At 46.6% G+C, this 21667-nt stretch carries 14 protein-coding genes; 12 read left to right on the top strand and 2 right to left on the bottom strand.

Annotation, left to right across the window (positions count from 1 at the left end; translation table 11 throughout):
• Positions 1–631: 631 nt before the first annotated feature.
• From AAE02nite_RS07690 to AAE02nite_RS07665, 6 genes are all read left to right on the top strand, one after another.
• Positions 632–2047: a glycoside hydrolase family 125 protein gene (locus tag AAE02nite_RS07690; protein ID WP_146896644.1), complete on the top strand. Its 1416-nt coding sequence runs from the start codon at positions 632–634 to the stop codon at positions 2045–2047.
• 118 nt (positions 2048–2165) lie between these two features.
• Entirely contained in the window at positions 2166–4664 is a 2499-nt protein-coding gene (locus AAE02nite_RS07685; RefSeq protein WP_146896641.1) for a glutaminase family protein, read from the top strand.
• Between the two features lie 551 nt (positions 4665–5215).
• Entirely contained in the window at positions 5216–7606 is a 2391-nt protein-coding gene (locus AAE02nite_RS07680) for a TonB-dependent receptor (protein WP_146896639.1), read from the top strand.
• 303 nt (positions 7607–7909) lie between these two features.
• Positions 7910–8896 carry an aldo/keto reductase gene (locus AAE02nite_RS07675; protein ID WP_146896637.1) on the top strand — a complete coding sequence of 329 codons (987 nt, stop codon included), beginning with the start codon at positions 7910–7912 and terminating at the stop codon, positions 8894–8896.
• A gap of 222 nt (positions 8897–9118) precedes the next feature.
• Entirely contained in the window at positions 9119–10567 is a 1449-nt protein-coding gene (locus tag AAE02nite_RS07670; RefSeq protein ID WP_146896635.1) for a Gfo/Idh/MocA family protein, read from the top strand.
• A gap of 350 nt (positions 10568–10917) precedes the next feature.
• A complete protein-coding gene (locus AAE02nite_RS07665; protein WP_146896633.1) occupies positions 10918–11730 on the top strand; it encodes a class I SAM-dependent methyltransferase in 813 nt (270 codons plus the stop codon).
• A 289-nt stretch (positions 11731–12019) separates the two neighbouring features.
• Here the strand turns inward: AAE02nite_RS07665 and AAE02nite_RS07660 are convergent, their stop codons facing one another.
• Entirely contained in the window at positions 12020–12520 is a 501-nt protein-coding gene (locus AAE02nite_RS07660) for a nuclear transport factor 2 family protein (protein ID WP_146896631.1), read from the bottom strand.
• A 138-nt stretch (positions 12521–12658) separates the two neighbouring features.
• On the opposite strand from AAE02nite_RS07660, the gene AAE02nite_RS07655 reads away from it, so the two are divergent.
• Positions 12659–12967, top strand: coding sequence for a hypothetical protein (locus tag AAE02nite_RS07655; protein ID WP_146896629.1), 309 nt, complete (start codon positions 12659–12661; stop codon positions 12965–12967).
• A gap of 316 nt (positions 12968–13283) precedes the next feature.
• Here the strand turns inward: AAE02nite_RS07655 and AAE02nite_RS07650 are convergent, their stop codons facing one another.
• The gene (locus AAE02nite_RS07650) at positions 13284–14147 is read right to left on the bottom strand and encodes a GNAT family N-acetyltransferase (protein ID WP_146896627.1); all 864 of its coding nucleotides are present in this window, start codon (positions 14145–14147) and stop codon (positions 13284–13286) included.
• Between the two features lie 376 nt (positions 14148–14523).
• On the opposite strand from AAE02nite_RS07650, the gene kduD reads away from it, so the two are divergent.
• The 5 genes from kduD (at position 14524) to AAE02nite_RS07625 (ending at position 21666) form a co-directional block, all read left to right on the top strand.
• Positions 14524–15294: a 2-dehydro-3-deoxy-D-gluconate 5-dehydrogenase KduD gene (gene kduD, locus AAE02nite_RS07645; protein WP_307725526.1), complete on the top strand. Its 771-nt coding sequence runs from the start codon at positions 14524–14526 to the stop codon at positions 15292–15294.
• A gap of 126 nt (positions 15295–15420) precedes the next feature.
• Positions 15421–16251: a 5-dehydro-4-deoxy-D-glucuronate isomerase gene (kduI, locus tag AAE02nite_RS07640; protein ID WP_146896625.1), complete on the top strand. Its 831-nt coding sequence runs from the start codon at positions 15421–15423 to the stop codon at positions 16249–16251.
• Between the two features lie 60 nt (positions 16252–16311).
• Positions 16312–18246 carry a glycoside hydrolase family 88 protein gene (locus tag AAE02nite_RS07635; RefSeq protein WP_246150871.1) on the top strand — a complete coding sequence of 645 codons (1935 nt, stop codon included), beginning with the start codon at positions 16312–16314 and terminating at the stop codon, positions 18244–18246.
• Positions 18247–18485: 239 nt separating this feature from the next.
• A complete protein-coding gene (locus AAE02nite_RS07630; RefSeq protein WP_146896623.1) occupies positions 18486–20006 on the top strand; it encodes a tagaturonate reductase in 1521 nt (506 codons plus the stop codon).
• 7 nt (positions 20007–20013) lie between these two features.
• Positions 20014–21666, top strand: a complete 1653-nt coding sequence (locus AAE02nite_RS07625) for a UxaA family hydrolase (protein ID WP_146896620.1) — start codon at positions 20014–20016, stop codon at positions 21664–21666.
• Position 21667 lies beyond the last annotated feature (1 nt).

The following is a 21667-nucleotide window of genomic DNA, read 5'->3' as shown; positions in this document are numbered from 1 at the left end:
GGGAAGTTTAAAGAAATAAACGACCAATTTGCGAAAGTCCTGTATAGGAAAATATAGCTAAAAACAACCACCCCCTACCCCTCCTAAACTTAGGCGGGGAGCCGGGCTAACAGTTAAGCGCAGCCTGAAGATTATAGAATAGGCCGTATTAAATATTTAATATTTGGTTAAAGGTAGAATAGCAGCAGCTACGAAGCAGACTACAGCAGTTTGGGCGATGAGGGCCTTTCAGGTTTCCGGTGCCGAGGTACGAGGCATTCCGACGAAGGAGGAAAGGAAAGATGAGCAGCCCGAATGACCAAACGGGGCCTCGCGGCCGTGAGCAAACTTAGTCTTTAAATATTAGTTAGCACCTTCACATTGAAAGATGAAATCTTTCAAAGGTTAAAACATCAGGCAATATTTGCCCAACTCAAACCACTTCAATCTGCTTAAAATTTTATTTTCCTCTTATTCTTTCTACTTTTCGTGTTAATTAACCAAAGTAGAAGAACAGCTGAATATTTGTTTACTCCCAAGACTTTTATACAATTTTTATCAGGCTGTAGCATGATTTATACTATCTAGAAAGCAGGTGCAAAAGCACTGCAACAGGAGTACTAAGTTTTGTAGGCCTAATTATTAATTTAGAATGAAAAGAAGAACCTTTATCCAAAGCGCCGCCTTACTAGGTGCCGGCGCCTACCTAAATCCCTTAACATTAACTGCCGCACCCGATATTCCGGTGGTGCGCGTACCCGCTGCCAAGCGTAATTTCAGCAGCAAATCCGTTGAAAGTGCTATTTCAGAATTTAAAAAGAAAGTAAAAGATAAAGAATTGGCTTGGTTGTTCGAAAACTGCTTCCCGAGCACCCTCGATACCACTGTTACCCACACCGTAAAAGACGGCAAACCTGATACCTATGTAATAACCGGCGATATTGATGCCATGTGGTTGCGCGACAGTTCGGCGCAGGTGTGGCCGTATTTAAAATTTCTGAAAAAAGATGAGCCGCTCCGGCAGTTGGTAGCCGGAGTAATTAACCGCCAAACCCGCTGCGTAATCAAAGACCCGTACGCCAACGCTTTTTACGGCGACGATACCAAAGTAGGGGAGTGGAGCAAAGACTTAACCAAGATGCAGCCCGGCGTACACGAGCGGAAGTGGGAGATAGATTCGCTGTGTTACCCCATCCGGCTGGCTTACCACTACTGGCAAACCACCAACGATACCAAACCTTTTGATAGCCAATGGCAACAAGCTATTAAAACTACGCTTAAAACTTTCCGGGAGCAACAGCGCAAGGAAAATAAAGGCCCTTATAAATTCCAGCGTACCACGCCGCACGCTACCGATACCTTGCCCATGAGCGGCTACGGCTACCCGGTAAACCCGGTTGGTTTAATCTGCTCCTCGTTCCGGCCCAGCGACGATGCCACGGTGTATTCTTTTTTAATTCCGTCTAACTTTTTTGCGGTGGTAAGTTTAAGGCAAGCAGCCACCATGCTAGAAAAAATTGCCCAGGACAAAGCCACTGCCGGAGAACTGCTGGCCCTGGCCACTGAGGTAGAAAAAGCCTTACAAGAACACGCCGTGGTGAACCATCCCAAATACGGTAAAATATACGCCTACGAAGTAGATGGTTTTGGCAGCGCTTATTTAATGGATGATGCCAACGTGCCCAGCTTATTATCTCTGCCTTATTTAGGCGCCGTTTCGGCAACGGATGTGGTTTACTTGAACACGCGAAAATTTTTACTTTCCCAAAATAATCCCTTCTTTTTTAAAGGCTCGGCCGGAGAAGGTATTGGCGGTCCGCACGTGGGGCAGGATATGATTTGGCCCATGAGCATTACCATGCGCGCCCTCACCAGTAACGACCCCCAGGAAATTAAAAACTGTATTCAAGCCTTAAAAGGTACGCACGGCGACACTGGTTTTATGCACGAGGCTTTCCATAAAGACGACCCAAAGAAGTTTACCCGCTCGTGGTTTGCCTGGGCCAACACTTTGTTTGGGGAACTGCTTTGGAAAACCTACCAGGAAGATCCGAAGCTCTTAGGTTAATAATAATCAGGTTGATAATATTCTATAGCCGGTGTTGTGGCCATTTTGGTTGCGGCGCCGGCAAACCTTAATCAGTATATCAAATTCACTAGCTACCATTTGAATATTTAAAGTTAAAATGCTTACTAAATTTAAAAATTGGCCAGGCGGCTTAAGTTTTAGAAATATTGCCGCGCTGGCTTTCTTGTTATTTATCGGGCAATTCGCCCAGGCCCAATTAAAGCGGGCGCCAGCTTACCCCTTAATTACCCACGACCCTTATTTCAGCATTTGGTCTTACACCGATGAACTCAATGCCAGCACTACCCGGCACTGGACCAATGTAAACCACTCGCTGCTGGGGTTGCTGAAAGTAGACGGCAAAATATATTCTTTCCTGGGTCAGGAAGAAGAAGTTTATAAAACCGTGCTACCGGCTTCGGACGAGCAAGATTACGAAGTGAAATATACCGAATCGCAGCCCGATGCCAGGTGGTTGCAGCCCGGTTTTGATGATAAAAACTGGCAAACCGGCGCCGCGCGTTTCGGCGATAAAGGGCAAAAGCCTAAAACCCTTTGGGAAAGTAAAAACCTGTGGGTGCGTCGTACTTTTAACCTGGATAAAGTAGATTTTAATAAACTGTTCCTCAAACTAAATCACGACGATAATATCGAAGTTTACTTGAACGGTGAGAAAATTTACGACTTTACCGGCTGGGTGCATAAGTTTAAATACATACCGGTTGCAGATGGTATCCGCCAGAAACTGAAAAAAGGCAAGAACGTGCTGGCCCTGCATATAGCCAATACCGCCGGTGGCGCCTGGCTCGATGCCGGTCTGGTAACGGAAGTGGAAGAAGAGAAAAAAGTGGCCGTTATCCCGGCGGTTCAGAAAAGTGTAACTGTTACGCCTACCCAAACTGTTTACCAGTTTGCCTGTGGCCCTTTGGATTTAAACCTCACCTTTACTTCGCCGCTGCTGTTAAATAATTTAGATTTGCTGGCCCGACCGGTTTCTTACGTATCGTTTGCAGTGAATGCCCGCGACGAAGCCACCCACGAAGCGCAGCTTTATTTTGGAACTTCTACAAATTTAGCGGTAAATACCCCAGCTCAGGAGGTAAGTGCCAAAGCCTACACCGCCAGTAATTTAAATATTTTGCAGGCCGGCACCACGGCGCAGCCCATCTTGCAGAAAAAAGGCGACGATATACGCATCGATTGGGGCTATGTGTACGTGGCAGCACCAACTACGGCTAAAGCTACCCAAACTATATCAGCGGCCGAAGAAGCGGTAGCTAATTTTGCCAATAATACTAAAGCTTCTGGGGCCGCTACGCAAACCGGCCGTAACCTGATGTTGAACACCGTGCTGCCTTTAAGTAAAGTTGGTAAAACGGTGCAGCAAAACTTCGTAATGGTGGGCTACGACGACATCTACGCCGTGCAATATTTCGGGCAAAACCTCCGGCCCTGGTGGCGCGATAAACCAGGTACTACCATCGAGAGTCAATTTGCCCAGGCTGCCGCTGATTACCAAAAAGTTATAGAGCAGTGTAATGCTTTCGATAAAAAAATGTACGCCGATGCGAAAGCTGCCGGGGGTGAAAATTACGCTCAGTTGTGTGTAGCCGGTTACCGCCAAAGCATAGCGGCTCACAAACTGGTAAAAAGCCCAACCGGCGAAATATTGTTTTTATCGAAAGAAAACTTCAGCAACGGCTCTATCAACACCGTAGATGTAACCTATCCTTCGGCGCCTTTGTTCTTGTTGTACAATCCCGATTTATTAAAAGGTATGCTGAACGGTATTTTTTACTACAGCGAAAGCGGTAAATGGCAAAAGCCTTTTGCGGCCCACGATTTAGGTACTTACCCGCTGGCCAACGGGCAAACTTACGGCGAAGACATGCCCGTAGAAGAATCCGGTAACATGCTCATTTTAACGGCTGCCATTGCCAAAGCCGAAGGCAACGCCGACTACGCCAAAAAGCACTGGGCTACTTTAACTACCTGGGCCGAATATTTAAGCAAAGAAGGTTTCGACCCCGCCAGCCAGTTATCGACCGATGATTTTGCCGGCCATTTGGCCCGTAACGCCAATTTATCTATAAAAGCTATTGTGGGGCTGCGGTGTTACGGCATGCTGGCCGGTATGTTAAAAGAAAAAGCTACTGCCAAAAAATACAACAAAATGGCCGCCGCTATGACCAAAAAGTGGATGCAATTAGCCGATACCGGCGACCATTATGCTTTAACTTTTAACGACAAAAATACCTGGAGCCAGAAGTATAATTTAGTATGGGATGAGGTACTCGATTTAAATTTATTCCCGAAAGAAGTTTACGAAAAGGAAATTAAATATTACCTCACCAAACAACAACCCTTCGGCTTGCCCCTCGACAGCCGCAAAACCTACACCAAATCAGACTGGATAATCTGGACGGCTACCTTTACCCGCAACCAGCAAGACTTTGAGGCCCTGGTAAACCCAGTGTATAAATTTACCACCGAAACCACCAGCCGCGTTCCGCTCAGCGACTGGCACGAAACGACCAACGGCCGCCAAGTCGGTTTCCAGGCCCGCAGCGTAGTAGGCGGTTATTTCATGAAAATGCTTGCCAAGAAGTTTGATTAATATTTGAAAATTTAAAGGCTGAGCGCATTACAATAAACAAAAGGAACCACCCCCGAACCCCTCCTTGAAAAAAGGAGGGGAGCCGGGCCATTCTGGTCGCTAGTGCCAACGAATAGAGTAAGTTTTTGCTGCCAGCAGATAGGCAGCAACTACGAAGCAGACTACAGCAGTTTGGGCGAAGAGGACCTTCTAAGGTTGTGGTGCTTTAGCATTCCGAGGTATGAGGAAAACAAGCTTAGACAGCCCGAATGACCAAACGGGGCCGCGCGGCCTTGAGCCAACTTAGGAATTAGCTAACAGTTAGCACCTTCGCATTGAAAGATGAAATCTTTCAAAAGATAAACATTAACTAACTCTATTTAACACTTGATTTCGGGAATATTTTAACTTATATAGTTAATTTCTGTAAATCGGTTTGTAATTTGCCGATAGAACGATTATTTATAAACCGGCATCAACGCGTTATCCACCTGATAATTATGTTTAAAATTTTACTTCTCCAAAAAAGCAAAGTTTACTTAACCAGCATCAGTTTTTTAATATTCTGCTTAATGCCATTCCTGGTATGGGCACAGGGCAGTAAAAAAGATGCCGTAAAAGGCAAAGTGCTGGATGCCGTAACCGGTGAGCCGTTGCCTTATGCCACCGTCCGGCTTTTTAAAAGTGCCGATAATGCTTTGGTTTCGGGTAATATTACGAATGAGGCCGGTCATTTTACGCTGGATGCACCTTTAGGCGAATTTTATGCGCTGATAGAATTTATGGGCTACAAAGCGCTAAAATCGCCAGCTTTTACCTTAACCAACGATAAAACAGAACACCAATTAGGTAATATAAAGCTGGAAGCATCAGCGGGTAAAACCCTGAACGAGGTAGTGGTGCAGGCCGAAAAAAGCTCGATGGAATTATCGCTGGACAAAAAAATATTTAATGTAGGCCAGGATTTGGCCAATGCCGGCGGTTCGGCCACCGAAATATTAAGCAATATTCCGTCGGTATCGGTAGATGCCGAAGGCAACGTAAAACTGCGGGGCAGCGAAAACGTGCGCATCCTCATCGACGGGAAACCATCGGGGTTGGTAAGTTTTAAAGGCGGCAGCGGTTTGCAGCAATTACAGGGCAGCTTAATTGAAAAAGTAGAGATTATTACTAATCCCTCGGCCCGGTACGAAGCCGAAGGTATGTCGGGTATAATAAATATTGTGCTTAAAAAGGAGCGTAAAAACGGTTTTAACGGGTCTTTTGAAGTAATTGGGGGCGAGCCGACCAATTACGGCGGCGCGGCCAATATTAATTACCGGCACAAGCGGGTAAACTTTTTTATAAACTACGGCCTGGCTTACCGCATTACGCCCAGCCGCGGCTCGCTTTACCAGGAACTTACGGCCAACGATACTACCTCGGTTATGAGGCAAAACTTCACCACCAAGGTGCGGGGCTTTAACAATAATATCCGGGGTGGCTTAGATTATTTTTTCTCCGAAACCAGTATTCTGACGGCATCTTACCTTTTCCGCCGGAGCGATGTAAACCGGATTCGCAAAATTCGTTACGAAGATTATTTATCAAATAAATCGCTGCTGAGTTACACGGCCCGCAAGCAGGACGAGGACGAAAAAGAAGTAAACGCAGAGTACGCCGTTACTTACAAAAAGAACTTTGCAAGAGAAGGACAGGAGTTAACCGCCGATTTCCGGTTCCTGGATTATTGGGAGCGCTCCGACCAGGTTTATACCGAGAATACTTTTTCGCCGGAAGGCACGCCGGCTTCCGCCCGTGGCCTGTATCAGCGGTCGTTGAACGATGAGTACGAAAAGCAATATTTGACGCAGATAGATTACGTGCAGCCCTTTGGCGAAGGCGGGAAGCTGGAAGCGGGTTTACGCAGCAGTTTCCGCGACATGGTAAACGATTACCTCGTAGGCGATGAAGATGAGGCCGGCGTTATTACGCCCTTGCCAGGTTTAGATAACTACTTTATTTACAACGAAAATATCAATGCCCTTTACGGTATCCTCGGCAATAAAACCAAAAAGCTATCGTACCAGGTTGGGCTGCGCGCCGAGTACACCGACGTTAAAACCACCCTGCGCGAAACAAACGAAGTAAACCCGCGGCGTTATACCAATTTATTCCCGAGTGCCCACTTTACCTACAATTTACCCAACGAACATGCCCTGCAGGTAAGTTACAGCCGCCGGGTGCGCCGCCCGGTTTACGGCGATTTAAGCCCTTATTTTACCTTATCCGACAGCCGGAATTTTATGGGCGGTAATCCCAACCTCGACCCCGAATACACCAATGCCTTCGATTTTGGCCATATTAAATATTTCGATAAAGGTTCGCTTTCGTCTTCTTTGTTTTACCGCCACTCCATTGGTAAAATTGCCACCATCCGGCGGGTAAGTAGCCAGGGAATTGCTACGTTGCGCCCTGAAAACCTGGCCGGCGAAGATGCTTTTGGTCTGGAACTGACCGGTTCAATTACGCCTACAGCCTGGTGGAAACTAGACCATAGTTTTAATTTCTTCCGGGCAATTATCGACGGCAGCAATTTTGAGGAAAATTTCAGCAACAACACGTATAGCTGGTTTACCCGTCATACCTCGCGGTTTACCTTACCTAAAAATATTGATTTTCAGGTAAGGGCCAATTACGAAGCACCTCAGAAAACAGCTCAGGGTAGCCAAAAATCTCTGTACTATTTAGATTTGGGCCTCAGCAAAGATTTCCTGAATGAAAAAGGAACCGTTACCCTTAATGTGCTGGATGTATTTAATTCCCGCATAAACCGGTCGGTTTTCCGCGGCCAGAGTAACGAGGGGGTTGTTTTTTATACCAGCAGCGAAAATCAGGGGCGCAGACGACAAGCAAACCTTACCCTCAGTTACCGTCTGAACCAATCGCCCACCGCCAAACCTAAAACGTTGAGCACGGAGTAGAAAAGGCCTAAAAGTTAGCACCGGCCAATATTTGTATAGAAGCTATATTTCAAAACAAAGTAGCTGCTACTTTTAAGCTGGACCTAAAAAGTTTAAAAAAATTGCTCTGGAATAGACAACTGGTCTTTTCCGGAGCTTTTTTGTTTTTTATTGTATTCTGAATATTTAATCTGGACACGGAATATTTTTTCTAAACCTTTTTTTAAAATTTACTTTTGCATAAAAGCTGTAAACTTTATATCGCTATGCAGTTAAGGTTAAAAATAATACCTGCGGCTTAGCAGATTGAACAAAATTTGTAAAATGAAATACAGAAAATTAGGAAAAACCAGGATAGAAGTATCCGAAATAAGTTTAGGTACCTGGCAGGTGGGCGGTAAATGGGGCGAAACTTTCAGCCATGAAAACGCCGATAAAATTTTAAACGCCGCTGTAGATTCGGGTATTAATTTTATTGATACTGCCGATGTGTACGGCGACGGAGAAAGTGAAAAGGCCGTGGGCCGGTTGGTGCGCAGCCGCTCCGAAAAAATAGCCGTAGCTACCAAATGCGGCCGCCGCCTGAGCCCCCACGTAAACGAATCGTACACGCCGGCAGCCCTGCGCAAGTTCGTGGAAAACAGTCTGGAAAATATGGGCCTCGAAACCCTCGACCTGATTCAGTTGCATTGTCCGCCCACCGAAGTTTACTACCGTCCCGAAATATTCGAGCTGTTCGACCGGTTGAAAGAAGAAGGTAAAATTCTGAATATGGGCGTGAGCGTGGAAAAAGTGGAAGAAGCTCTGAAAGCCATTGAATACCCGAACGTAACCACAGTACAAATAATAATTAATATGTTCCGGCAGCGCCCAGCCGAGCTGTTTTTTAAAGAAGCCAAGCGCCGCGATATTGGTATTATTGTGCGGGTACCGCTGGCCAGCGGTTTGCTCACCGGCAAGTTTAAATCCGATACCCATTTTGCCCCCACGGACCACCGCAACTTTAACCGCAACGGCGAATCTTTCGATAAAGGCGAGACTTTTTCCGGCATTGATTACAACCTGGGCCTGGATGCGGTGGAAGAACTGAAAAAATTATTCCCAGACCAAGGGAATTTGGCTCCCGTGGCCTTGCGCTGGATTTTACAGTTTGACGAAGTAAGCTGCATTATACCGGGTGCTTCCAAACCCGAACATTTAACTTCTAATCTACAAGCTTTGAATATTCCGGATTTATCGCCAGAGCAATTAGCAGGCGTAAAAAATATTTACGAGAGCCGGATTAAACCGCTCGTACACCAAATCTGGTAGACTAGCTGAATTTATTGCATTTGCCCAATTAACATCACAAACATTATCTCTGTATCCAATCCGTGCCCTGGCCGTGTCTTATGACCGGCCAGTTGCTTTATTAACAGACAACTTCAGCCAAGCGCCTCTTTTTTACAATATTTAAGCTTTTGATTCCGCCTTAAGTAGCTTATTTTTCCTAAATTTCTAGAAGGAAAGTTTGCCTGAAATATAAATACAAAAATGCCTCTCAAAAACGATTCATTTCCTGTATCCCGCCGCGATTTTATTAAAAGCAGTTCCCTAGCCTTGGCCGGGTTTACCATTGTGCCGCGGCACGTTTTGGGTGGCAAAGGCTTTACAGCGCCCAGCGATAAATTAAATATTGCCGCCATCGGGGCCGGCGGTAAAGGCATGGTAAATATTACCAACAGCTTTAACAACGGTACCGATAATATTGTGGCTCTCTGCGATGTAGACGACCGGCAGGCCAAGGCGGCGCGCGAAAAGTGGCCCCAAGCCAAACATTACAAAGATTACCGCAAACTGCTGCAAAAAAGAGAGGCACGGGGCATTGATGCCGTAATTGTGAGCACCCCCGACCACATGCACGCCCCCATTGCCATGGCCGCCATGCAGTTGGGCAAGCACGTGTACGTAGAAAAACCACTGGCCCACGATATTTACGAAGTAAGAATGCTGACCCAAGCGGCCAAACGCTATAAAGTAGTAACCCAAATGGGCAACCAGGGCAGCAGCGGCGACGATACCCGCCTGATTGAAACCTGGGTACAACAAGGCCTGCTCGGCGATGTACATACGGTACATACCTGGACCAACCGCCCAGTCTGGCCGCAGGGTATACCCACGCCCACGCAAAAAATGCCCGTACCCGCCGAAGTAGATTGGGATTTGTGGCTGGGCACCGCGCCTTACCGCGATTACCACGAAGCCTATATGCCATTTAGGTGGCGCGGCTGGTGGGATTTTGGTACCGGCGCCCTCGGCGATATGGGCTGCCATATTATGGATGTGCCATTCCGGGCCTTAAAGCTGAAATATCCCGAATCGGTAGAGTGCAGTGTGGGTTCGGTGTACAGCGATTTTTTTAAAGAAGCGCATTTTCTCGATAGTTGTCCGCCTTCCTCGGCCATTTACCTCCATTTCCCGGCCCGCGACAATATGCCGGCTGTAGATTTTAGCTGGACCGATGGCGGTATTCTGCCCAAACGTCCGGAGGAATTATCTCCGGAAGAACCTTTCGGCGACACCGATGGTGGTATGCTGCTGGTGGGTACCAAAGGCAAATTAGTAGCTGGTATGTGGGGCCGCAATCCCATGCTGTTACCTTCGTCGCGGATGAAAGAAACTACCATACCAACCGCTGCCATGCCGCTGGTACCAGGTGGACCGGACGGGCATCAGCAGCAATGGGTACAAGCCTGTAAAAAAGGATTTGGGGCTTATACCAGTTCACCGTTCGAGATAGCCGGGCCCTTAACCGAAACCGTAATTATGGGTAACCTGGCCGTCCGCAGCTACCAATACCAGGAGCCAACCGCCGATGGCAAAGGCTTTATCAATCCCGGCCGGAAAAAGCTATTGTGGAACGGCGAAGATATGAAAATAACCAATTTTGAGGCAGCTAACCAGTTCGTCAAACGAAATTACCGCCAGGGCTGGCACCTCTAACCATTTTATTAAAGTTGCCGAACAGTTGAATTTAACTCTTTAGGAGTGAAAATCTTAAAGGTCAATTTTCTGGCGTGGGGTTCTGCCGTGCCATTTTGAATTGTGACCACTGGCGCTGGCTAATTCACGCTTGCAATTGCGGTAAAGTTAAAAAGATGTGCCCCATGCTAACATCAGCAATGTTCCTTTCGTGAGCGTCTCTCTCTGTGAATTTTACTGCCAACCTCTTACGGCCGTACCATAAATTAAATAATATCAATAAGTGCTTATAAAAAGCTTAACAGAATAAAGGGAAGTGGCTATGATTTTATCCTAATATTTATTAAATTAGTCTAAACATTTAGAGCGGCATGAATCCAAATAAAGCATTATGGGAGAAAGGTGACTTTGCCCAAATCGCCGAAACCATGCGGGAAAGTGGTGCGGCGCTGGTCGGTAAACTGGGAATCACCAAAGGGTTGAACGTCCTCGACCTTGGATGCGGTGATGGTACCACCGCCATACCGGCAGCAAAATTAGAAGCCAATGTTTTAGGTGTTGATATCGCCCGGAATCTTGTTGAAGCCGGAAACAAACGGGCAACAGCAGAAGGGCTTACCAATTGTATCTTCCAAGAAGGGGATGCAACCGATTTGCAGGGACAAGAGGATGCCACTTTTGATCTCGCGGTAAGCTTCTTTGGGGCCATGTTCGCCCCAAAGCCCCTTGAGGTAGCCAAAGAAATGGTTCGGGTTACTCGTCCGGGCGGAAGAATAGTAATGGGTAACTGGATACCCGGCGATCCTACTTTGGTAGCCCAGATACTCCGGATCAGTTCTGCTTATACACCACCCCCGCCGGAAGGCTTTATTAGCCCTATGTTGTGGGGTGTAGAGGAACAGGTGATAGAACGGTTTGGGAAAGCCGGCATTGCCAAAGAAAATATATCTTTCGTTAAAGATACTTTTACCTTTATCGCCGATTATTCACCGACCGAATTCTTCAGCAAGTTTAAAAACTATTACGGCCCCACCATGAATGCTTTTGAAGCAGCCGAAAAGAATGGCAAGGATTCCGAACTGCAACAAGAATTAGAAGAATTGTTTAACAGTAAGAACGAAAGCACCACAGCAAACACCACTTCTATACCCGCAACTTACCTTCGGGTAACCGTTAAATGTTAATTATAGCTTTACAAATCAGTACGAAACAAAACCGTGTTATTTAAATAATAATATGATCTGTTTTGTATTCCTGTTTTTTGCAGCACCAGGTGCCATTGGTGGTATAATTACCATCATTTCTAAAGCTTTGCCAAACTTCTTGAGTCTACAAACACGCACGAAGGAAAATGGTTTACTCCATTTTATAAAATACAATATAGCTTCAGCATTTAAAAATTACCCGGTAGTCTCTTCCTCTTAAAGTAGACCTTTGTTGCCACCAAAGCCCTAAATAAAGGCTGGGGTCATTCTATTTGGGAGGAATAGCCTGCAAGTCGCAGCCCTCCCGCTGAATGTTATACGATAAGTTTACGATCCGCCAGCCCTGCGGTGAACGATATAACTGAAAGGCATCGGAACCGCAATGACTGAACTTACCACCGTTGAAGAAAGCGTACCGGCACCAGAAAGAAGCTAAATCCCCATCTACCTGCACCTGGCTATTCCAATACCGCTCATCTAAAGTTTGGGGCGGTTTAGAAGCTATCTGCGCCAGAAATTGCTTGGCGGTAACATCGCGCGTTACCGTTTGCCCGGCGGTATTTTGCGCTAAAACAACAATGCGGAAGTTGGGCGCCATAACCGAACGGGCTTTAGCTGTATCGCCGGCCCGCATACTGTCGAACAATGTACGCACCACTGTTTCTACTGCTTGTCTGTCGGTGGCAGTGGGTTTGGTCGTTTTTGCAGTTTGGGCTACCAGGTGGTTAGCCAGGAGCAAGACAGAGAAAATAAGTGTCAGGTGTTTCATCCGGATTGTAGAAGCTTTTAAAAGGAATAAAATCTTCTCCCAAGTTACGCAGGTAAATATTCGATAAGCAATTGGGTTATTAATTTTCTCCACTTACGTATCAGGAAAATTTAACGGCTAAACCCTTGCTCTCTACCTATGCAGCTCATTCAGATTTTATTACCGCTTTACAACAACCAAAAAGAGCCTTTCGCCCAAACTGTTTTTAACGAAATCCAGCAGGAACTGACCGAAAAGTTCGGCGGTATTACCTCCTTTTCGCGTGCTCCGGCCACCGGCTTATGGAAAGAGAACGAAGAAAAAACAGTGAAAGATGAAATAATTATTTACGAAGTAATGGCGGAAACTTTAGACCGGAACTGGTGGCAACATTATAAAGCAATCTTGGAAAAAACTTTCCGGCAGGAAGAAATCCTGATTAGAGCTTGGGAAATTCAGGTGTTGTAGAAGAGAATATTGCTTGCGATCTTGGGGCAATAGTCTGAATGGTACATTTTATCTGAAATTAAAAGGCTAATACCGGCCGATAACCTATTATAAAACGGTATAACCGTAAATATTGCCGAAGGAAATTTTAGTAATTGGTTTAAATATTTACAATGTTTCCCACCATTTGTTTATCAGAAAAATTTGGCAGGAGGCTGCATAGGCTAACAAAGTAAATTCACCAACACCAGGCAATGGCAAATATGCACAACCCTGAAACAGCCTGAATTTAAATGCACTAGGAAGTAATGCCTAGGCAGAATACTTAGCCTGCGGCTTACCCTAACTCGGGGCCGGCTATGGCATACTGCCTCCCGGGTTCTCCCGGGTAAAGTAACTGACCACGGTACATCCGGATGAAAGTACGTTGCGGCGTAAATCCCAATGTTTGCAGTATGTCGAGCCAGGTTTTATTATGAATACCTGAATCGATGATAAAAGATTTACCCGGCGCAGTACCCATAGCAGCTAAGAGTAATTGCCGGGCATCTTCGGGGTGCTGGGCTACAATGGGGCCAATTTGCTCAAAATGATGGCCGGAGCGCCCGAAGCAATAACCGGTTATTTCTCCTTTCTGGTGGGTGTACCAGGCGTATACGGGGGCATTCTCTAGTAAGTACTTTAATACTAGCTGGCGGTCTGCCCCAAATACCGGTATTTCCAACATAGCTACTTGGGGCAGCATTTCCGGCGTTAGTGGCTCCAGTTTACTTTCCGGTCGGGGCAAACCGGGTAGGTTGGGACGCTGCATCCGGATTATTTCCCGTTCCGTTTCAAACCCCAGCGTTTCGTAAAGTTTTTGGCCTTGCGCGGTCGCATCCAAACGGATGGTGCCTTTGTTTTCTGCTTCTTTAATGGCTTCAGCCAGTAAAGTTCTGCCAATTCCCAAGCCACGAAATGCGGGATCTACCAGCACCATGCCTATCCAGCTAAACCGTTCGGGGTAAAACAAGGTGGTAAGCGTGCCGGCTTCTTTTCCTTTATAGGAGGCGACAAAATTTCCTGCCGTACCGGACCTGATTAAGAATTCCCAATCCATTTTCAGTTGATTCCAATGGGCCAATTCTTTCAGCCGCATTCCCAGCAGAATATCGGCCATTGTGAGGGGGCAAAGCGTAATTTCAGATGCGGAAAGCGGCATTCCTTAAATTTGTTTATTGGGTTTAAAAATGATAGTAATAGCCTATCAAAAATACAATAGCGGTTGCCAAAAGGCGGGTTATACTTTTTGGTGGTAAATTTATTTAACCATCAGGCTGCGCACCCTGGGAAACCTTCTCTGTATTTAACAGATAGGGAATTTATTACGCGCTTACCTATAATAAAGGCTTTTCATTTCGGTTGTTCTAAATAAATTTTCGAGATCGTTCCCGGTAACGATTGCACAAAAAAATGCCATGGTAAAGTTTTTTCCCGTTAAAAAACTATGTACACTTGTTTATTAGACGAGGTGTATCTTGCGGATTAAACAAAATTGTAGAAGCTTTACAACTTCTTTCATTACCTAAATTCTTAAAATGAATATACAACAATTATTTGATCTGAGCGGGAAAATTGCCTTGGTAACTGGGTGTAACAAAGGTATTGGCAAAGGTATGGCGCTGGCTTTGGCCCAGGCTGGGGCCGATATTATTGGCGTATCGGCTTCAATGCCGGCCTCGGGCAGCGAAGTAGAACAGGAAGTGACCGCTTTGGGTCGCCGTTTTCGGGCCTATACCTGCGATTTAAGTAATCGGGCCGCTCTGGAATCTTTTTTAACCCAGTTATTAGCCGAGAATCCTCGCATCGATATTCTGGTAAATAATGCCGGTATGATTTTAAGAAAACCGGCCGCAGAGCACGACGATGAACTCTGGGACAAAGTACTGGCCGTGAACTTGGATGCTCCTTTTATTATCTCCCGCGAAGTTGGCCGTCAAATGGTGCAGCATGGCTCCGGTAAAATTATTTTTACGGCTTCCTTGCTAACCTTTCAGGGCGGGATTAATGTGCCTGGTTATGCCGCCAGCAAAGGCGCAATTGGCAGCCTGGTAAAAGCGTTAGCTAACGAATGGGCCGGCAAAGGCGTAAATGTAAATGCCATTGCGCCCGGCTATATTGCCACCGATAACACCGAAGCCCTGCGCAACGACCCGGAGCGGAGCAAATCCATTCTGGACCGGATACCCGCCGGCCGCTGGGGCACCCCCGATGATTTTGCCGGAGCCACTATTTTCCTGGCTTCCCGCGCTTCGGATTACGTGAACGGCACTATATTAACCGTAGATGGCGGCTGGATGGGCCGTTAAGCTTAAAAACAATAATTTAAAACTGTTAAAGTTGTTTGGTCCCCCTACTTAATTGGCAAATTAATAAAAAACCTGCATAGCTGACCAACAACTGACAACCAACAACTGACAACCAACAAATAAAAAATGGAACAAAGATATCATAATAGCCCCAAAGAAGTAAGCCAGATGAATACCGAGGAACTGCGCGCGAATTTTCTGATACAAAACGTGATGCAGCCCGGCCAGCTTAATTTAACCTATAGCCATTACGACCGCATTATTGTCGGGGGCGTGGTACCCCAAGCCGAGGCTGTAGCGCTGGGCAACTACGATAACCTGAAAGCCGAATTTTTCCTGGAAAGACGCGAACTGGGCGTAATTAATATTGGCGGCGACGGCAAAATAGAAGTAGATGGCCAGAATTACCAGCTTTCCCGGCTCGATTGCTTGTACGTAGGCCGTGGCAGCCGCACCGTAAACTTTAAATCAGTAAATGCGGATCAGCCCGCGCAATATTACTTATTGTCGGCACCGGCCCACGCCGATTACCCTACCACTTTAATGAAAAAAGAAGGCGCTTTGCCTACCACCATTGGCGCCCTGGAAACCTCGAACGAGCGGACGATTTACAAATACATTCACAAAGATGGTTTGCAGAGCTGCCAGTTGGTAATGGGCCTCACGACCTTAAATACCGGCAGCGTCTGGAATACCATGCCGGCTCATACCCACGACCGCCGCATGGAAGCTTATTTTTATTTCGATGTAGCCCCAGATCAGGCCGTGGTGCATTTTATGGGCGAACCGCAGGAAACCCGGCACATGCTGGTTCATAACCACCAGGCCATTCTTTCGCCGCCCTGGTCTATCCATTCAGGCTGCGGCACTCGCAATTATTCTTTTATTTGGGGAATGGGCGGCGAAAACAAAGATTATAGCGATATGGATGCCGTGAAAATAACAGAGTTGCGATAATAACTGGCTGATAATTATATGCTTAAAGAGCCAAATCGTATAATAAATAAAAGTTAATAGATGATGAAGAAATATTTTGCAGGTACCCTTTTGCTGGCCTTGGTGTTGCTGAGGCTGGTAAATGCCCAGGCGCAAACCACTAAGCCTGCTAACCTTTCGGAGCGGGTAGCGGCCACCGTAATGACCATCTGGAAAGATTCGCTGGTAATGCAGCCCGGTAAACCGGTAAAATGGGCTTACGATGAGGGCGTGGTGCTGGAAGGGCTTACAAATATTTGGAAGCGTACCGGCGATGGCCGTTATTTCAAATTCATCCAGAAAAGCATGGACCACTTTGTGCAAAAAGATGGCTCCATCCGGATGTATCGGCCGGATGAGTATAATATTGATCACATTAAAAACGGCCGCATCCTGCTCACGCTGCATAAAGTAACCGGTCAGGAAAAATATTACAAGGCAGCTACCTTGTTGCGCAGCCAGTTAAATACCCATCCGCGTACGAAAGAAGGTGGTTTCTGGCACAAAAAAATATACCCTTATCAGATGTGGCTCGACGGTTTGTACATGGGCCAGCCTTTCTACACCGAATACGCTGCTACATTTAACGAACCGGCTGCTTACGACGATATTGCCAATCAGTTTATTTACATGGAAAACCACGCCCGCGACCCGAAAACCGGTTTGCTTTACCACGGCTGGGACGAATCGAAACAACAGAAATGGGCCGATAAGAAAACCGGTTTATCGCCGCATTTCTGGGGCCGCGCCATGGGCTGGTACGGCATGGGTTTAGTAGATGTGCTGGAAAATTTCCCGGAAAAGCATCCGAAACGGGCCGAATTGCTGAAAATATTAAGCCGGTTTGCGACGGCGGTAGAATCGGTGCAGGATAAGAAAAGCGGCGTTTGGTACCAGATATTGGATAAACCAACTGGTAAAGGCAATTATTTAGAAGCTTCGGCCTCTAACATGTTTGTGTATGCCTTGGCCAAAGGCGTGCGCATGGGGTATTTGCCGGCCAAATACGAGGCGGTGGCCAAAAGAGGTTACGCAGGCATTCAGAAAGAATTTATTAAAGTAGATGAGCAAGGTCTGACCAATTTGCACGGTACCGTTAGCGTAGCCGGTTTGGGCGGCAATCCGTACCGCGATGGCTCCTACGAGTATTACCTCAGCGAGAAAGTTGTGGTAAACGATCCGAAAGGCGTGGGTGCTTTTTTATTGGCGGCTAACGAAATGGAACTGCGAGATATCCCGCAGGTAGGCAAAGGCAAAACCATTTTGCTCGATGGCTACTTCAACAACGAGTATATGAAGAATGCCGCTGGCCAAACCATTCCGTTTCATTATAAGTGGGAAGAAATGGACAACAATGGCTTTTCTTTACTCGGCGAACATGCCCGCTACAGAGGCGCTAAAACCGAAGAACTCAAAGCGGCTCCCACCGCCGCCAACCTGCAGAAAGCCAGCGTGTACATCATCGTAGATCCGGACACCGAAAAAGAAACTGCCAAGCCCAATTATGTCCGGCCGGAACACGTAGCTGCCATTAGCCAATGGGTGAATAATGGCGGGGTGCTGTTGCTGATGGCCAACGACCAGAACAATGCCGAACTCGATAAATTTAATACCCTGGCCGCAGCCTTTGGTATCCAGTTTAAAAAAGAACTGAAGAACCCGGTAACCGGCAACCAGTACGACATGGGTAAAATAATGGTGCCGGCTAACCACCCCATCTTAAAAAATGGCAAGCAATTGTACCTGAAAGAAATCAGCACCTTAGATCTGAAAGCGCCGGCCAAATCGACGCTGGACCATAAAGGCGATGTGGTAATGGCTACCGCCAAAGTGGGCAAAGGAACCGTGTTTGCCGTGGGCGATCCCTGGTTATACAACGAATATACCGATGGGCGTAAACTACCCGCTGAGTACCAGAATTTCGAAGCTGGTAATGATTTAATCGCCTGGTTGTTGCAACAAGCTAGTGCTAAATAAATTGGTTGGGTTTAAGTAATTCACTTCTGTCATTCAGGAGGAAACTTGTTAGCAGACAGCAAAATAGGTTCTTCCTGAATGACAATAGTGGGTTTCTCAAGCCGAAAGCTACCTTTTTACTTACCTTTTAAACTAAATAATAAAGGAATATTACCTGAAATAATAATGGGATTGGCGACAATCAAATCCTGTAAAAAGCATAAAATAATAATCCACTACCAATAATTAAAATTATAAGAATGATTCTGAACCGGGAAAATTTAGAAAAAATAGAAACTAGTGTGGCGTTGCAAAAGCCAGAACCAGAAATGCTACGTTTGCCCGAAAAGGTATTGCAATTTGGCACCGGCGTTCTACTGCGCGGCTTACCCGATTATTTCATCGATAAAGCGAACCGGGAAGGGATATTTAATGGCCGGGTGGTTGTGGTAAAATCAACGGATAAAGGTGGTACGGTGGAATTTGACGACCAGGACGGGTTGTATACCATTTGTGTGCGGGGCATCGAAGACGGCCAGAAAGTAGAAGAAAATATTATTTCCGGCGCTATTAGCCGGGTACTAACCGCTTCTTCAGATTGGTCCGAAATTCTGCAATTAGCAGCTAATCCCGAAATAGAAATTATTCTTTCCAACACCACCGAAGTAGGCATTCAGTTAGTAGATGATAATATTATGCTGGCGCCGCCGGTTTCTTTTCCGGGTAAATTACTGGCCGTGCTGCTGGCCCGCTACCGCGCATTTAACGGCGATAAAAACAAAGGTTTGGTAATTGTGCCCACCGAACTAATTCCGGATAATGGCCTTAAACTCAAAAATATAGTTAAAGAACTCGCTACCCGCCACCACTTGGACGCTGATTTTTTGCAATGGCTGGAAGAAAGCAATACTTTTTGCAATACCCTGGTGGATCGTATTGTGCCGGGTAAGCCCGATGCCCAAACCTTGGCGCGGCTGGAACAGGAACTAGGCTACCACGACGAATTGTTAACCATGTCGGAAGTGTACCGGTTGTGGGCCATCGAAGGCGACGAGCGCGTTAAACAAGTGCTTTCTTTTGCCGAAGCAGACAAAGGAGTAATTATTACGCCGGATATTAATATTCACCGGGAATTGAAACTGCGACTACTGAATGGTACACATACGTTAAGCTGCGGCGTGGCCGTGCTGGCCGGCATAAAAACGGTAAAAGAAGCCATGGATAACACCCAAATGGCTAACTTTATTTCGGCTTTAATGCAGGAAGATATTGCCCCGGCTATTCCGTACCCGGTAGCGCCCGAAGCTTCTGCTAATTTTGCGCGGAAAGTGCTGGACCGGTTCCGCAACCCGCACATCGAGCACCAATGGCTGAGTATTACCATGAACTACACGGCTAAGCTCAAAATGCGGTTAATTCCGGTTTTATTACGATATTACGAAACGGCCAGTCAGGCGCCCGAAAATATTGCTTTTGGCTTTGCCGCGTACCTCTTGTTTATGCGGGCCACTGAAAACCGGAGTGGCAAATATTTCGGCACGTTAAACAATGAGCCATATCTGATAAATGATGAATCGGCGGAATATTTTTACGGTGTATGGCAGCGCCTGGAAGGCGAGGAGTTAGTAGATGAAGTACTCCGGAACCAGGAATTGTGGGGCACCGATTTAACAGCTTTGCCAGGTTTTGCGGCCGCAGTTAAAAAACAAATGGAAAGCATTAAGAATGCTGGAATTTCAGAAGGATTAAAAAAATTAGAAGGAAAGCAAGTATCTGCTTAATATAAAAATGAAACAGAATGTTTTGAAAGTTCACCCGGCCGATAATGTGCTGGTGGCTTTAATTAATTTAAAAAGAGGCGACGTAGTAACTTACCAGGGCGAGGAATTTACCTTGCTGGACGATGTGCAGGCCAAGCATAAATTTGCGGCTACTTTTATTCCGGTGGACAGCGAAATAATTATGTATGGCGTGCTGGTAGGCAAAGCCCAAACCGATTTATATACCGGCAACGTTTTAACCACGCGCAATATCAAACACGCCGCCAGCGACTTTGTAACCGGCGAGCGCAAAACTAACTGGCAAAAGCCAGATTTATCGAGATTTGCCGGCCGCACTTTCAACGGTTTTCACCGTTCCGATGGCAGCGTGGGCACCGCCAATTACTGGCTGGTAGTACCAATGGTATTTTGCGAGAACCGCAACCTGGAGGTATTGCAGGAAGCGCTGGTAGCGCCTTTGGGTTACGGTCGCAAGCGGGCGTACCAGAATCAGGCCCATAAATTAATTGATATATATAAATCGGGTGGCGATTTAAATGCGTTGCTGCAAGCCGATATCTATATCGAGACCAAAGTTGAAAAATCGGAGCGGTTATTTCCGCACGTAGACGGCATTAAATTTTTGACCCACGATGGTGGCTGCGGCGGTACCCGTCAGGATGCCATTGCGTTGTGCGGATTGCTGGCTGGCTATATTACACATCCTAACGTAGCCGGAGCAACTGTTTTAAGTTTAGGTTGCCAGAACGCCCAGGTTAGTATTTTGGAAGAAGAAATCCGGAAGCGGACACCTAATTTCGACAAGCCTTTGTACATTCTGGATCAGCAAAAAGTAGGAACTGAAGCCGATTTACTGGCATTGGCCATTAAGCAGACATTTGCCGGTTTGGTGCAGGCTAACCAAAACGAACGGAAACCCGCGCCGCTGAGCAAGATTTGCATTGGTTTGGAGTGCGGTGGTTCCGATGGTTTCTCTGGTATTTCGGCGAACCCGGCTATTGGCTATACTTCCGATTTATTAGTAGCTATGGGTGGTTCTGTTATTCTGGCCGAGTTTCCGGAGTTGTGCGGCGTAGAACAAAACCTAAGCGACCGCTGCGAGGTGGTAGAACAAGCCGAACGTTTTTCATCGTTAATGCGCACGTACAACGACCGCGCCATGGCCGTAGGTTCTGGTTTCGACATGAACCCCTCGCCGGGCAATATTAAAGACGGCTTGATTACCGACGCGATTAAATCGGCGGGCGCAGCTAAAAAAGGCGGTACTTCCCCGGTAGTAGAAGTACTCGACTATCCTGAGAAAGTAACCAAACCCGGTTTAACCCTGCTTTGTACCCCCGGCAACGACGTGGAATCCACTACTGCGGAAGTCGCCTCGGGTGCTAACGTAGTATTATTTACGACTGGTTTGGGTACGCCCACCGGCAACCCAATAGCACCGGTGGTAAAAATATCGAGCAATACGGCCCTTTATAACCGGATGAGCGATATTATTGATATTAATACCGGTACCATTATAGAAGGCGAGGAAACCATTGAGCAAGCCGGTGAACGCATTCTGGAATACGTAATTGGCGTTGCCAGCGGCGAAATAGAAGTAAGTGCTGTGCGCCACGGCCAGGATGATTTTATTCCCTGGAAGCGCGGCGTATCATTATAAT

The sequence above is a fragment of the Adhaeribacter aerolatus genome (genome assembly GCF_007991635.1).
GTDB lineage: Bacteria > Bacteroidota > Bacteroidia > Cytophagales > Hymenobacteraceae > Adhaeribacter > Adhaeribacter aerolatus.
The sequence above is the reverse complement of the archived record's forward strand: the minus strand, read 5'-3'. Positions and strand labels throughout refer to the sequence as shown.